Source organism: Aureibacter tunicatorum, assembly GCF_036492635.1.
GTDB lineage: Bacteria > Bacteroidota > Bacteroidia > Cytophagales > Cyclobacteriaceae > Aureibacter > Aureibacter tunicatorum.
On record NZ_AP025305.1, the window covers coordinates 1,872,428 to 1,887,305 of the forward strand.

Sequence of the window (14,878 nt, forward strand, 5' to 3'; positions counted from 1 at the left end):
TAGGCTGTTTATAGATTGTTGCGCAGATAATCGGTCATCATTTGGTATAGGTGCATGCTTGTGTTTCCACCCCTTATGCTATGGTCTCGGTCAGGATAGTAGAAAGAATTGAATTGCTTGTCGGATTTGATAAGTTGATTAACCATTTCGACAGAATTTTGAAAATGAACATTGTCATCTCCTGTTCCATGAATAATAAAATAATTGCCTTTTAACCTATCCGCTAGGAACATTGGTGAATATTCATCATATCCGCTAGGGTTGTCTTGAGGTGTTTGAAGGTATCTCTCAGTGTAGATGGTGTCATAAAATCTCCAATTCGTTACAGGAGCGACAGCAATAGCCGTTTTAAAAACATTATTGCCTTTCAATAAACACAGAGATGACATGTATCCGCCATAGCTCCATCCCCAGATGCCGATTCTGTCAGCATCGATGTAAGGTAGTTTTGAGATTTCTTTAGCGGCATTAATTTGATCTTCTGTTTCAAGTTTTCCTAGCTGCTTGTATGTGCTGTGCTTGAATTTTCTTCCTCGCCCGCCTGTTCCTCTGTTGTCAACGCATACAATAATGTATCCTTGGTTGGCTAGGTAGTAGTGCCAAAAATCTCTAGTTCTGCCAAAACTATCAACCACAAGTTGAGAGCCTGGGCCGCCGTACACTTGCATCAATACTGGGTATTTGGCATTTTCATCAAAATTGTAAGGGTAGATAACATAAGCGTTTAACTCTTCATTATCTGATTTGATTTTAATGAATTCTTTTTTGCCAAGTTTGTAATCATTCAGTTTACTCAACAGATTCTTATTATCTTCAAGAACTTTAAGCATTTTGCCGTTTGATGAATGCAAAGTGATGTAATAAGGTTGATCAACAGCAGAGTTGTAATTGATGTAATATTTATAATCATTGCTAAAATTAGCTCTGTTGGACCCTTTTCTTGTGCTTAGTTTCTTTTTCGACTTGCCATTGGTTTTTATAGAGTATAAAGTAGTTTCCAATGGGCTTTCTTCTCTTGATGTGTAGTAAATAGTCTTGCTTTTTTCGTTGATGCCTATTAAGCTACTTACTTCCCAATTTCCTGATGTGATTTGCTGAAGCTCTTCGCCATTGCTTGCATGAAGGTAAATATGTTTGAATCCGTCTTTTTCACTGGTGCGCAAAAATGATCCATTTTGCAGATAAATTAATTTGTCGTTGAAGTCCAGATCCACGTAAGTATCGGAAGTTTCTGTGAGTATGGTTTGAGTTTCCTCGCTAACAGCATTGTAATGAATGATTTCCAATTCATTTTGCAGTCGATTCATTTTAATGATGGATAAGACACCATCTTGAGTTGTCCATTGCATTCTTGGTAGGTAAATGTCTGGATTGCTGCCTGTGTTTATAGTGGATGTTTTATTATTGTCTAGATTAAAAACATGGGCAGTTACAATAGAGTTGTTTTCACCGGCTTTTGGATATTTGAATTTATAATCTTTTGGATACAAGCCTTGCCATTTTTGCATATTATAAACTGGCACATCTTCTTCGTTGAATTTGAAATAGCTTATTTTTTTGCTGTCAGGGGACCAAAAGAAAGCTTTGGCAATGGAAAACTCTTCTTCATATACCCAGTCAGAGCTACCATTGATTATCTTGTTCCATTCGCCATCATTTGTGACTTGAGAAGTGTTATTAGTTGCAATGTTGTAGATGAAAATATTATTTCCTTTGGTGTATGCTACCATTTTGCCATTTGGAGAAAATGTTGCGTTGGATATTTTTTCATTTTCCGAAACTGGTTGGATAGTGTTGTTAGACAAGTCGTAAATGAAGTAATACGACTTGGAGGATCTTCTGTAGATGCTTTCCGTTTCACTGGAAATCAACATTTGATTTTCTTGTGAACTTAGGCTGTAATCTTGAATCCTGAAATATGGATTGCTTAAAAATATAGCTAGTTCAGAGTTAGTAACTAAAGTGTCAACAACTTCATTGCTTAGAATATTTTTTTTCAAGATAGCAACATCTCCGTTGTCTAAGCTGGCGAATGTGGTGTAAAATTTACCATCTTTCATCCAGTTGATGCCATAAACAGATTTTTGGTTAAAAGTATAGTTCTTAAAAATATCCTCTAAAAGTAGATCTTTTTGTTGAGCGTATGAGGTTGATGCAAATAAAAATAATATTATAATCCAATTTTTAAGGATCAAGCTATTTTTCATAGTTAATGATTTTGAATATAGTACTAATTAAGGTTATAATTTATGCATATTTTTTAATATTATTAAAAAATACTCCACAATATTGGAGAAAAAGCAAAGTTGGAAGAATAAAAAAGCGAACTCTTTAGAGCTCGCTTTTAATTTCGTATTTAATTTAAAACACCCATTTGACAAAAGTCAAGCTGAAGAGAGTGAGTAATAATATGGAAATGATGTTCAAAAGAAAACCAGTTCTGGCCATTTGCGAAACTTTAATTTCTCCACTGGCGAATACAATCGCATTTGGAGGAGTCGCCATGGGAAGCATGAAGGCGCAACTTGCGGCTATGGCTACAGGGACTGTTACTTGAAGGAAGTCTGCGCCAATTTGTGTCGCAATGCCTCCAGCTACGGGAATGAACAGGGTGGCTAAGGCTACATTGCTCATCATCTCAGTCATGAATATCATCATGGTCGTTAGAATGATAATGATGACGAGAGCGGAAACTTGCACATTTGTAGTAACATAATCTGCGGCAATCTCAATTAATCCAGTCTTGGTAAGCGCAGAAGCCATACTTAGGCCGCCTCCAAATAGTAATAATATTCCCCAAGGAAGTTTTTGCGCGTCATCCCATTCCATGATTCTACTACCGTCTTTTTTTGAAGTAGGTAACACAAAGAGAGTGATAGCGCCAACTAAGGCAATTACTTCGTCTCTTGTAACTATGTTTACCAAAATTTTATTGATAAGACTTCTCGTGAGCCATAGCGTTGCAGTGATTAAAAATACTACGAAAACGCTTTTTTCCTCGTAAGTGATTTTGCCAAGCTTTTTTGATTCCGAGTCAAAGAGTTCTTTTGCATCACCGAATTTTCCAAGGTTGTTTGGGAAGAAGACCTTGATCAGCATGAAATAGCATATGCCTAAAAGTATGATAGAAAATGGTAGTCCAACGAGCATCCAACGAGCGAAATCTAGATCTATATTATGCGTTTCTTTCAGATAGCCGGCAAAGATGGTATTAGCAGGCGTTCCAATAAGGGTTGCTATTCCTCCGATATTTGCAGCGTAGGCTATCCCCAAGAGTATTGCCAAACTGAAGTTTTTGAGTTTTTTCATGTCCTCAATTTGATTGTTGAGCAAGGTGATAACCGATACGGCTATTGGCAACATCATGACAGTAGTTGCAGTATTGGAAATCCACATGCTAAGCAAAGCAGTTGCGATCATGAAGCCTGCTACTATTCCATTAGCGTGAGTGCCTGTTAATTTAATGATTCCCAAAGCGACTCTGAGGTGGAATTTCCATTTTTCCATAGCCACAGCCAAGATGAATCCGCCTAAAAATAGAAAAACTATTGGACTGCTGTAGGGCAAAGTAGCTTCCTTGACAGTGCTGACTCCCATGAGTGAAAGCAAAGGAATCGGCAGAAGTGCTCCGACCGCTAACGGAACAGCTTCGGTAATCCACCAAATGAGCATCCATGATGCGATAGCGAGTACTTTTTGGGCTTGAGGATTCATGCCTTCTCCAAAAGGAATCAATAAAAGTACTGTGAACATGATAGGGCCAAGAAAAATTCCATAAAGCTTGAACTTGTCTACGGAATCCATTTGATCTGCACTACTGCTTTTTTTTGAGTTCATATTTTTAACTTTCGAGCTAATAGTATTATGCTGCCAGGGTTTGGTCGCAAAAAAATATTTGTTGAAAAAATAAGATAATGCAAAAAATGTACATTATTGCGATTTTTTAGTTATTTGTTTTTTTCTGATGGGTAAATTTTATTCTAATGTACAAGCTCATTGTTTGTAGAGAATTATTAATGTAGATTTGATTATTTACCAAAATATAAATGATATGAACCTGCAACCATTTAATTTGGATGAGGATATTCAAAAAAAGATTGATACGAAGACAAAGCCATTAGGCGCGTTGGGAGATTTGGAAAGCATAGCATTTAAAATTGCTAAATTACAAAATTCATTGATGCCAAGGCTTCTAAATCCTTCCATACTAGTTTTTGCTGGTGATCATGGTTTGGCAAAGACAGGAGTGAGTGCTTTTCCTCAAGACGTCACTTGGCAGATGGTATTGAACTTTTTGAATAAAGGAGCGGCGATAAATGTTTTTGCTCAGCAAAACGATATTGAACTTAAGATAATAGACGCAGGAGTTAATTTCATATTCTCTAAAGAGAATGAGCTTATTGATCAAAAAATAGGCCTGGGAACGAAAAATTGCCTTGAAGAAGACGCAATGACTGAACAGGAATGTTTGGAAGCAATTGAGAAGGGAAAAGAATCTGTTAGGTTAATTGACAGGGAAGGATCGAATGTAGTGGGTTGTGGAGAGATGGGAATAGGTAATACCTCTTCTGCAAGTTTATTGGTAAGTCTTTTATGCAAGGCGGATATTGAGGAATGCGTTGGCAGAGGCACAGGACTAAATGATGAACAGCTTGAAAACAAGGTTAAAATTTTGTCTCAAGTGATCAAAAGATTTGGAGATAGGGAAAGAACTCCTGTGGAGGTGTTGAAGGCTGTAGGCGGTTTTGAAATAGCGCAGATGGCAGGAGCGTTTTTGGAAGCGGCAGAATTAGGTATGGTTATTCTTGTTGATGGGTTCATAGCATCATCAGCTTTTTTGGTTGCGGGAATGATTAATCCTAAAATATCCGAAAATGCAGTTTTTTGCCATAAATCGCATGAAAAAGGGCATGCATTGATTTTAAACCATTTTAAGGCGAAACCTATATTGGATATGAATCTGAGACTGGGCGAAGGAACTGGATGCGCGTTAGCTTATCCAATAGTCAAAAGCGCAGTAGCTTTCTTTAATGACATGGCAAGTTTTGAAAGTGCGAATGTAAGCAGTGGGAATTAATGATGATAAAAAGAGAACTAGAATTGTTTTTGCTGTCTTTGACATTTTTTACAAGACTGCCCATATCTGTTAACTTGGAGTACACAGATGAAAAATTATCTAAGAGCACGAAGTACTTTTCTTTGATAGGGATATTAGTTGGAGGTGTTTCTGCATTAGTGTACTGGAGTTTTAGTTTTCTTTTTCCTAAAGAAATAGCTGTGCTTGTATCGATGGTCTCAACCGTGTTGTTAACTGGAGCGTTTCATGAAGACGGATTGGCGGATGTTTGTGATGGATTTGGTGGCGGATGGACCAAGGAAAGGATTCTGACTATCATGAAAGATAGTAGAATAGGCACATTTGGCTTTGTTGGATTGTTTTTGACCATGTTGTTGAAGTTCTATTCACTTTTAATGATAGATGAAACTGTAATATTGCAAGCTATGGTTTTTTCACATGCCGCCAGCCGGTTTGTCGCTTCGACATTTCTTCATACGCACGAATATGCAAGAATAGATCAAGAAATTGGAAAAGCCAAGCCTATCGCTCAGCATCCATTGTCAGTTTTTGACTGGATGCTTTTGATAGTTATGGTTGCGATAGTAGCTTTTTTCTTTCCCAGTATTTTATTAGCGTTTTCTATTGTGTTAGCATTTGTATTCAAATATTTTTTTGGAAGATTTATGCAAAAGTGGGTAGGAGGATATACGGGAGATTGTTTGGGAGCGACACAGCAGATTTCTGAAGTTTTAATCTACATGTCTATTTTGGCTATATGGAAATTTATTTGATTAGGCATACTGAACCAGATATTAAAAAAGGGATTTGCTATGGTCAAACAGAAGTGCCATTGGTGTCTGAGTACAAGAGTCATATTAAAGAAGTAATCGCCAAATTGCCGGAAGAATTTGACGCTATAATTTCAAGTCCGTGGAATAGATGCAATTTGCTCGCTAATGAACTTACTACATTAAAATTTTGTACAGATTTTAGGCTTTCTGAACTGAATTTTGGTGAATGGGAAATGAAGTTTTGGGATGATGTTCCAAAAGATTGGTATGAAGACTTTGTGAACAATAAATGCGAAGGTGGAGAAAGTTATAATGACTTAAGAGTGAGAGTCGAAGAGATATGGCTTGAGATACTTGAAAAAAATGGAAAGGACGATAAGGTGGCGATCGTAACTCATGCTTCAGTCATAAGAGCAATTGTGTCAAAAGTATTAAAGATAAATTTGATTGATTCATTTAATTTTGATATTTCCTATGGTAGTGTGACCAAGATTACATCTAGTGGTGAATTTGAAAAAGTTAATTATTTGAATTTGTAAAAAAGCCTGACTCTATATTAAGAATCAGGCTTTTCAGTTTTATTTTTTAATTAGTTTTCGACTATGATGTTGACCTCCGGAATCAATTATACGGATAATATAAGTACCTGTTTCTAAATTGCTAATATTAATAAGTTCAGAATTTGACATGGAATTGTTTTTGGTAAACAATATCTTGCCTGTGTAATCCGTAACCATAAGCTTTTTGATTGATTTTTTGTCCAATTGAACTTTTAAATAATCAGAGCTTGGATTTGGGGATATTGTAACATTTTCTGGGAGAGCATCATCCTTTATGGCTAATAATGAGTAGAGGATTGTATCGCTGTATACGGTTAGCCCAGGAGCTTTAATGCTTTCTAGGGTTACATAAAAGAAATGTCCATAATCATCAGGATTAGTCTGATAGGTTCTTTTTACAGCTCCTGGAATTAATTTTTCATTTCTATACCATTGATAATTTTGACTAGGACTTGGTCTTAAATCTTCGATTCGTATTCTGCTAGAACTCATATTTGGTTCTATTCTTACGTCTTGTTGAGGTGAGATTTTAATGTCGTATATTGCTGTCACATTAGACTCTTCAAAATCAGAAGGCTGAAATTTATTTTTAGAGCATTCTAATTTTTCTAAGGTTGAAAGGTTTGGAATTTCTCCTGAAAGGTGATTTTCATTGCAAAGAAGAGTTTTTAATTTTCCACTTTCTGAAGGCTGAGGTATTTGTCCGATTAGCTCATTTTTCGAGCAGTTGAAGTATTCAAGATGATGGTTGTTGCTGATTGAGGATAAGTGGCCGTTCAGCTTGTTATTTTCAACATTTAGTACTTCCAGATGTTGCATCCTGGATAAATCAGGTAGATTTCCTTTTATTAAATTGTTGCTGATCACAAGCATTTTGATATTTACGATGTCAAGATTAGCAATTTCGCCGCTAATTAGATTGTCGCTTACATTCAATATGCTTAATTTTTCTAAATTGTTGAGCTCTGGAAAATCAGAACCTATTTCATTTTTGTAAGCATGGAACTCAGTCAAAGAATCGGATTGGGATAATGTGACTAAACTGCCATTAAGTTTGTTCTCAGATATATTGATATATTTGAAATTTTCATTTGAATCAAATAGAGGAACATTGCCAGTAAGTGAGTTCTTGGAACAATTGAATCTGACTAAACTCTTATGATAAAATAAGTTTAATGGAAGTTCTCCTGTTAATTTATTATCGCTACAGTCAAGAGTTTTCAATGAGCTTAAGGATATTATATCTGGAATGCTTCCCGAAATTTTATTTTTAGCAATAAGTATATTTTCAATTTGAGATGATTCCGGTAATTCAGGAACTTCTCCAGTCAATTTATTGCCTGTAACATCTAGAGATTTAAGCTGAGAGTTGAATTTTGGTATATTTCCTTCAAAATTATTATTGGCAAAATAAGCATGTTCAAGATATCCATGATCTTCAAGAGGAATTATGTCGCCTGTTAATTTGTTGTCGTTGACATCGATTTTTTTCAGATAATCGAGACCAGATAAATCCGGTAGTACCCCTTCGAATTTGTTGTCGCTTAGATCCAGAACTTCTAGAATTTCCAAAGTTGATAATGGAGGGATAATGCCAATCAGGTGGTTTGAAGCTAAAGATAATACATCCAGCACATCCAGTTCGTCGATATTAGGAAGCCTGTTTTTAAGGCCATTGTTATTAAGAATCAGTGACACAACTCTTCCCCTGTCATCTAAAGTTACTCCATACCAATCTGGATTTGAAGTGATCCAATTCGTGTTGTTTTTCCAATTTGGCCCATCGCAACTTTCATAAATGCTTAGTAATACTTTAAAGTCATATAAATCCATGTTTGCAGGTTTCCCTGGAGTGATTCTGTCGGAGTATACTTTTAGTTCTGGAAAGTCAGGCGTGGAAATTACTAAATAAATCTCTCGACCCCAATCTTGTTGATCAAGTTTTAATCTTGAATTGGTGCTTTTTATATATAACTGGCCATCAACGTACCAAGCATATTCTTGAACAGCTCTCCTTTTGATTTGAGGGGATGAAACAATGCCTGATGAAGAGTTAAATTCGAGATTGATTTCTTTCTGAGGAGATATGGAATAATTATGTCCAATGCCGAAGATAGTAGATGTGAAATCATAAGGCTGGAATAGATTGTATTGGCAGTTGAATGAAGTGATATTTTCAATGCCGTAAACAGAGCCCATTAAGCTATTGTCTTGACAATAAAATGATTCAATACGGTCAAGTTGATTAAGGAAAGTAGGAAAATAACCCTTAATCTCATTGGAAGCACAATTAAAGTATTCTAGTAAGGTGGATTGGCTAAAATCCGGTAGAGTTCCAGTGATATCGTTATTTGAAATGTCTAGATATTTCAGGTTTAATAAACTTTCCATGGAAGGAATTTCTCCGTCTAGATCATTGTTTTCAAGTTTCAATTTATGTAGGCTCGTCAAGTTTTTCAAAGATGGGATTTTATCGGAAAGCTCATTGTCGTTGGCTATGTATTCTTGAAGATTAATTGCTCCGTCTAATTCTCTGATTTTGCCATTTAGATTATTTTGACTGACATTTAGATAGTTCAATGCTAGGTGGCCTTTGATGTCAGGAGTATCGCCGATGAAGTTATTGTTGTCTGCTTTGAAGTGTCTCAATGAAAGTAAATGCTTGATCTCCGGAATATTTCCGCTTAATGAATTGCTTGATATGTCAATGCTGGACAAGCTTGTAAGGTTGCTTATTCCGTAAAATTCAAGATTGAATTCATTGTTTGACGCATCAAAAGTAGCTAAATCTTCTGCTCCTGTTAGATCTATTCCTCCTGTAAGAAAATTGTTGGCGCATGAGAAATAATTCAACGAACTAGACAAGCTTCTAAGTGATCCATCAAGCCGATTGTCTGAACAATTGAAATATAGGAGACTGGAGTTGGTGCTCAAGTCAGGAGTGTCTCCACTGAAGTTGTTCTTTTTTAGATCTATGTATCTTAAGTAGCTTAAATTGTCAAGGTTAGGAATATTTCCTGAAAAACTGTTGTCATGAATGTCTATGACTAAGAAAAGGTTTTTATTGGCGTATTCTCTGAAAATTTCATTTTTTTGAGACTCATGTATGTCAGTAGTGTCAACTGGTGAGTTGAATGTCCCGTTCATCGAGGGAAGGGAGCCATATAACTTGTTTTTGGAAAGGTTTAAAACCATGAGATCTTCCAAATCATTTAAATCAGATGGAAGACTACCAATTAGGTTGTTTTCAGTGAGGTGAAGGATCTTTACCTTTCCATCATTGTTTAGCACGACACCGTACCATGGTAGTATTGGAGTCCCCCAGTTTTGATTGTCAAGCCAATTATTTCCGTTGGTGTCTTGATAAAGCTCCATGAGGACTTCATAGTCTCTCTGATTCATTCCCGCGGGTTTTTGAGCAAATGTATAATTGCTCCACAAGACTGCGAAAATAAATAAAGCAAGTTTAATGTAATTCGTAAATTTCTTTTTCATAATCTAATAAAATCAGGAGTCTGGATTTTAAATCAGATATATAACTTTGAAAAGAAATATTTGTTAATCACTTTATTTTATAAGTCAGTCCAAGCTTGGGATCAATAATTTGAATAGATCTGTGTTGATCTTTAGAGATTTATTCATAAGCCATGCAAATGGATGAATTGAAGCTACATTGCAATTGAATACAAGTTGTGCATTTTCTAATTCTTCTAAATGAAACTTGCCAATATTTAGTCTAATATTATTTTCTTTAAGAAGTTCTATGATGCGTCTTCTTTGGACTCCTTCGATACAGCCCGTTGATAAATCTGGTGTATAGAATTCATTGTCTTTAACCCAAAAAATATTCGAGGCAAGACATTCTGAAATATGTCCATGTTGATCTAGAATAATTAAGTCGTCAAAATGTTTGTTTTTTTTCTCTAAACCGGCTAAAGTGTATTTTAAGGCACTTATGGTTTTAAATCGCGAAGTGGAGGAGTATTCATTCTTAACTGTTTCGCAGATTCCAACTTTGTTGATTGGGTTTGTGCTGAATTTTCCTTCTGAAATGGAAATGAGAATATTTGATTGATCAGACACAGGTGTGTAAAGGCCTCCTTCTTTTCGCCAAACCATGATTTTGATTCTTGAAAGCCCTTTAATGTTGTTTTTATTTTTCAGAGCCTCTATGCTATTTGTAATATGTTCTGGCGTGAAAAAACTTGGTAGATTGAAATTAAGAGCTCTAGAGCCATTGTAGAGTCTTTCAAAATGGTATTTTATCAAATCGGAGTTTTTCGCGTATAAAATTGTTTCAAACACACCGTCTCCATACTGAAATGCTCTGTCGGTAATTGGAATATTAATTTGTGATGAAGATAAAAGTTCGTTGTTGTAAATAGAGAACATGATAAATATGGCTGATGGATATAGTTTTTTCACAAATATAAATTACAGATCCTTAATGATTATTATATTGCGGGAGCAAAAACTTATTAATTTTAAAGATTAAGGAAATGTCTGAAAGAAGCGGAGTATTTGATATGATTGGTCCGGTAATGATTGGTCCATCAAGCTCGCATACAGCTGGAGTGGTTAAAATAGCTCAGATGGCAGTAAGAGTATTGGGAGGAATTCCTGAACAAGCGGAAATCACATTTTACAACTCATTTGCAAGAACATATGAAGGTCATGGTAGTGATCGAGCTGTGATTGGAGGCTTGCTTAATTTTGCTACCGATGATAAACGGATTAAGAATTCTTTTGATCATGCGAAAGAACAAGGTTTTGAGTATTCTTTCAAATCAATTGGGAATGCCTCAACCATGCATCCAAATACGATTAAAATAGAGGCAACCAAAGGGGAGAAGAAAGCTCTGATCATTGGCGAAAGCCGTGGAGGAGGCGTAATCAAGATTACTAATGTGAATAGCTTTGATTCAAACTTTTCGGGAGCGCTGGATACTTTGATTATTCAGGCGGAAGATAAAGAAGGAAGTATTGCGTTTATTTCTTCGGTTCTGTCTCAAGAGTGCAATATAGCCACGATGTTCGTTTCAAGAAAAGGAAAAAAACAGATGGCTTGCCAAGTAATAGAAATTGATCATAAGCTGAATCAGGTAACTATCGATTATTTAAAAAGTCTTTCATGGATTTATGATATAATATATATTCCTATTATTTCGTAATGAATTGAGGTTGTGTCATAATTCTGAAAAATTTTATACTAATGAACTCTAACGCTTTGCAGAAAATATTAGTCATCCAGACTGCTTTTATAGGAGATGTGATCTTAGCGACGGCGATGCTTGAAAAGTTGCACCATTTCCATCCAAATGCAAAAATTGATTTTTTGGTGAGAAAAGGAAATGAATCTTTGCTAAAGGATCATCCATATTTGAACGAAGTGTTAGTGTTCGATAAAACCAAAGGAAAGTATAAGAACCTTTGGAATATGATCATGAAGATTAGGTCTACAGAATATGATTATGTTGTCAATGCTCAAAGATTTGCGACAACTGGTATAATCACAGCTTTGTCTGGAGCTAAAGTGAAGATTGGTTTTGATAAGAATCCAATGTCGTTCTTGTTTACGAAAAAGTACCCGCATGAGATCGCTGAGTCAAATACAAATAAAATCTCTCATGAAGTTGACAGAAACCAATTGTTGATTTCTGATTTGACCGACACAAGCTCGTTAAAACCAAAATTATATCCTCTAGAAAGTGATTTTGAAATTACTAGTATTTATAAAAATGGCGATTATATCTGTCTGGCGCCAACTTCTGTTTGGTTTACTAAACAGTACCCGAAGGAAAAATGGATTGAATTTATTGATCAAATAGAAGAAGGACTGAAGGTTTATTTGCTGGGTGCGCCGGGAGATAAAACTGAATGCGATGATATTATCAAAAAATGCAATCGAAGCAATGTTGAGAATTTGGCTGGAAAGTTGAATTTATTGCAAAGCGCTGCTTTGATGAAGGACTCTAAAATGAATTATGTTAATGATTCCGCTCCAATGCATTTATGTTCAGCTGTTGATGCTCCTGTATGCGCCATTTATTGTTCTACGGTTCCTTATTTTGGCTTTGGACCTTTGTCTTCCGATTCTTATGTGGTAGAGACTCATGAGAATTTGGATTGCAGGCCTTGTGGTTTGCATGGCTATAAAGAATGTCCAAAAGGTCATTTTAATTGCGCTAAAACGATTCAAGTAAATGACCTTTTGAAGTTGATTAAAGCTTAGCTGATTAAAGTGCTCTTCTTAGATTCCTTTAAAACAGCGAAACTGTAGAATATCTCTTTGTTGTAGATGAATTTTGTTACGAAGACTTTTTCATTATTGCTGAAGGAGTTTTTCAATAGTGGTAGATTCTCGAATGAGACTGTTTCTCCTTCTTTTATATCTTCATTAGTTTGTATGATTTCAGTACTGCTGCTAAGTAACGTTTTTCCTAAAGCGTAATTAGAGATATTTTGCTTCTTTAGATTTAGGTTGTCCATGAGCATGTCATAAGCATAAGTTACTTCGAACTTAGAATTCGTAACGATTAATTCTTTGAAGTTATGTTTGATGATCTGTTTATGCAGTTTTAATTTGTCTAAAGCGATTTGCGTTTCTTGCCCCCTTTCTTCAATGGATCTCTTGAGTTGAGATTCGCTTTTTTCCATTTCCTCAAATTGCAAATGCATATTGTATTGGTTGTCACGCAGCTCTTGAGTAAGAATTTTGGATTCTTCAAGCAGTCTGGATGTTGTATGTTGCATCAAAAGACCAGAGACTGTGCTATGCATCCTGCGGCCGATTTCTCGAATGAATTGTATCTCAGCTTCTTGGAATACATTTACAGATGCGATTTCGATGACTCCCAGAACATCTTCGTTTTCCATTATTGGAACGATCAAAAGGCTGGCTGGTTTCAAGTGGCTAATTCCAGCTTTTATCTCTCCATAATGCTCAGGCATGTCTGTGATGAATATGTAATCTTTTTCTATCCATGAGCGACCGATTAAGCTTTGGCCCTTTTCGAATTCTTTTTGAATGCTTTTTTTCCTGTCAAAAGCATAGCTGGCTTTTAATTCCATGGTAGGATACTCTCTTCTTTCGTTTAATAAGAAGATCCCGCCTATTTCGCTTTTTGTATACCTTGTTAAGAATATAAGTACTTCGTTAGCTAATTCTTCCACGTTTTCATGACGCTTTTTGATAAGGTCAGAAAAGTTGTTAATGCCCTCAATAGACCACTTTCTTTGTTGATCTTCCAGAGCATTTTGGTTAAGTGATTCGTTCTTTTTATTGATTTGCTTGATTTGGTCTTGAAGCTTCAAGAGCATCGCTTTGAAGTTTTTGGATAAAGAGCCTATTTCATCTTGCAGATCAATTGAATCCAGTTTTTTATAATCATCTTCGTTGCCGTTGAGCACGGATTGGGTTACTTGATCAAGCAATACAATTGGCTTAGAAATTTTTGAAGATATATATATGCTTATTGCTATGCCAAAAGAAATGATAATTACTAGTGAGATGACTAATACCAAAATGGAGCTTTCTTGTGTTTGAGAGCTTTTTTTATTGATTATCATGTAAAGTTCAGAGGCTAATGGGTCGATATCATTAGCAGATGTCGCAAGCTTTTTAAGCAGCCCTTTGTTTTTGTCCAAACCAATTTCTTGATCGAGGACAACTACTTTATTGAAATGATTGACATAGTCATCAATGACTTTGGTATACCTCTTAATATATTCATCTGTCATATGAGGCAATGCTCCGGATTTTACGAAGCTTTTGAAGCTTTCAGCTTTATCATGAAGCTTGTTGATGTAAACGGGGTCATGTCTTAAGAAGAAGTCCTTTTCATGCCTTCTTAATTCAAAAGCAAAGACCTTTTCTTCAGCGGAAGGACAGTTTTGCAAGTCATGAACATATTTTCTCATCTTTCCGATAATTCCATGATCCTTGAATCCTCTTTGGTAGGTTGCTTCTTTCAAGGATTGAAAAGCTCTGTTATATGAATTTATAGCGCTTTTGATGGAAATAATATTCGATTTGAATAGGTCCTCTTGGCATAATGGATTGGTTTCAAGAGAATTTAAGTTTGATTTGATTCGGTTTAAATAATCATGATGTTTATCTAATGATATTGTAGAACCATTTTTATAAAAATCAGATTGTTTGTATTCGTAGAGGATGAAATCTTTTTCAGCTTTTCGGGCTTGGCTTAATAAAAAAAGAGTTTCGTTGACATAGTTCTCGAGATCGTGATAGCTATTGACTTTGGTGAGTATGTTGTATGATAATATACCTCCTAGAGTTGAGAAGAATAGTATCAAAAGAAGAGAAAGTCTGATTTTATGCTTTATGCTTGAAATAAAATAAGCCATGGGTAGTCATATTATTTCTCGCAATTTAAACTAAATTGATTCAAAGAGTCTTTTTTCAGTATTAAATTAATATGAAAAAACACTCTTTGAAGTTAATAGTA

10 protein-coding genes are annotated in these 14,878 nt (G+C 35.5%); 5 read left to right on the top strand and 5 right to left on the bottom strand.

The annotated features are described in order from the left end of the window. Positions 1-8: 8 nt before the first annotated feature. Both AABK36_RS08120 and AABK36_RS08125 read right to left on the bottom strand, forming a co-directional pair. Positions 9-2,207, bottom strand: a complete 2,199-nt coding sequence (locus AABK36_RS08120; protein ID WP_309939340.1) for a S9 family peptidase — start codon at positions 2,205-2,207, stop codon at positions 9-11. 154 nt (positions 2,208-2,361) lie between these two features. Then, the gene (locus AABK36_RS08125; protein WP_309939342.1) at positions 2,362-3,837 is read right to left on the bottom strand and encodes an SLC13 family permease; all 1,476 of its coding nucleotides are present in this window, start codon (positions 3,835-3,837) and stop codon (positions 2,362-2,364) included. A gap of 214 nt (positions 3,838-4,051) precedes the next feature. Between AABK36_RS08125 and cobT the strand changes: the two genes are divergently transcribed. From cobT to cobC, 3 genes are read left to right on the top strand one after another with little or no spacing between them, the layout of a single operon-like run. Beyond that, entirely contained in the window at positions 4,052-5,077 is a 1,026-nt protein-coding gene (gene cobT, locus AABK36_RS08130; protein WP_309939343.1) for a nicotinate-nucleotide--dimethylbenzimidazole phosphoribosyltransferase, read from the top strand. Further along, on the top strand, positions 5,077-5,850 hold the full coding sequence (locus AABK36_RS08135; RefSeq protein WP_309939345.1) for an adenosylcobinamide-GDP ribazoletransferase: 774 nt from the start codon (positions 5,077-5,079) through the stop codon (positions 5,848-5,850). The genes cobT and AABK36_RS08135 overlap by 1 nt, the downstream gene beginning before the upstream one ends. After that, complete coding sequence (cobC, locus tag AABK36_RS08140) at positions 5,835-6,389, top strand: alpha-ribazole phosphatase family protein (protein WP_309939347.1); 555 nt, start codon at positions 5,835-5,837, stop codon at positions 6,387-6,389. Before AABK36_RS08135 ends, cobC begins: the two co-directional genes overlap by 16 nt. Before the next feature lie 39 nt (positions 6,390-6,428). Here the strand turns inward: cobC and AABK36_RS08145 are convergent, their stop codons facing one another. Continuing rightward, positions 6,429-9,905: a T9SS type A sorting domain-containing protein gene (locus AABK36_RS08145; protein ID WP_309939349.1), complete on the bottom strand. Its 3,477-nt coding sequence runs from the start codon at positions 9,903-9,905 to the stop codon at positions 6,429-6,431. 84 nt (positions 9,906-9,989) lie between these two features. After that, on the bottom strand, positions 9,990-10,835 hold the full coding sequence (locus AABK36_RS08150; protein ID WP_309939351.1) for an aminotransferase class IV: 846 nt from the start codon (positions 10,833-10,835) through the stop codon (positions 9,990-9,992). A gap of 74 nt (positions 10,836-10,909) precedes the next feature. On the opposite strand from AABK36_RS08150, the gene sdaAB reads away from it, so the two are divergent. Both sdaAB and AABK36_RS08160 read left to right on the top strand, forming a co-directional pair. Then, positions 10,910-11,581 carry an L-serine ammonia-lyase, iron-sulfur-dependent subunit beta gene (sdaAB, locus tag AABK36_RS08155; protein ID WP_309939352.1) on the top strand — a complete coding sequence of 224 codons (672 nt, stop codon included), beginning with the start codon at positions 10,910-10,912 and terminating at the stop codon, positions 11,579-11,581. A gap of 41 nt (positions 11,582-11,622) precedes the next feature. After that, positions 11,623-12,642: a glycosyltransferase family 9 protein gene (locus AABK36_RS08160; protein WP_309939353.1), complete on the top strand. Its 1,020-nt coding sequence runs from the start codon at positions 11,623-11,625 to the stop codon at positions 12,640-12,642. Here the strand turns inward: AABK36_RS08160 and AABK36_RS08165 are convergent. After that, positions 12,639-14,777, bottom strand: a complete 2,139-nt coding sequence (locus AABK36_RS08165) for a GAF domain-containing protein (RefSeq protein WP_309939354.1) — start codon at positions 14,775-14,777, stop codon at positions 12,639-12,641. The genes AABK36_RS08160 and AABK36_RS08165 overlap by 4 nt on opposite strands. Positions 14,778-14,878: the final 101 nt, after the last annotated feature.

Excerpts from the sequence above, each read along its gene's own strand:
- AABK36_RS08120 (WP_309939340.1), bottom strand. The coding sequence starts at position 2,207 with ATGAAAAATAGCTTGATCCTTAAAAATTGGATTATAATATTATTTTTA.
- AABK36_RS08125 (WP_309939342.1), bottom strand. The coding sequence starts at position 3,837 with ATGAACTCAAAAAAAAGCAGTAGTGCAGATCAAATGGATTCCGTAGAC.
- cobT (WP_309939343.1), top strand. The coding sequence starts at position 4,052 with ATGAACCTGCAACCATTTAATTTGGATGAGGATATTCAAAAAAAGATT.
- AABK36_RS08135 (WP_309939345.1), top strand. The coding sequence starts at position 5,077 with ATGATGATAAAAAGAGAACTAGAATTGTTTTTGCTGTCTTTGACATTT.
- cobC (WP_309939347.1), top strand. The coding sequence starts at position 5,835 with ATGGAAATTTATTTGATTAGGCATACTGAACCAGATATTAAAAAAGGG.
- AABK36_RS08145 (WP_309939349.1), bottom strand. The coding sequence starts at position 9,905 with ATGAAAAAGAAATTTACGAATTACATTAAACTTGCTTTATTTATTTTC.
- sdaAB (WP_309939352.1), top strand. The coding sequence starts at position 10,910 with ATGTCTGAAAGAAGCGGAGTATTTGATATGATTGGTCCGGTAATGATT.
- AABK36_RS08160 (WP_309939353.1), top strand. The coding sequence starts at position 11,623 with ATGAACTCTAACGCTTTGCAGAAAATATTAGTCATCCAGACTGCTTTT.
- AABK36_RS08165 (WP_309939354.1), bottom strand. The coding sequence starts at position 14,777 with ATGGCTTATTTTATTTCAAGCATAAAGCATAAAATCAGACTTTCTCTT.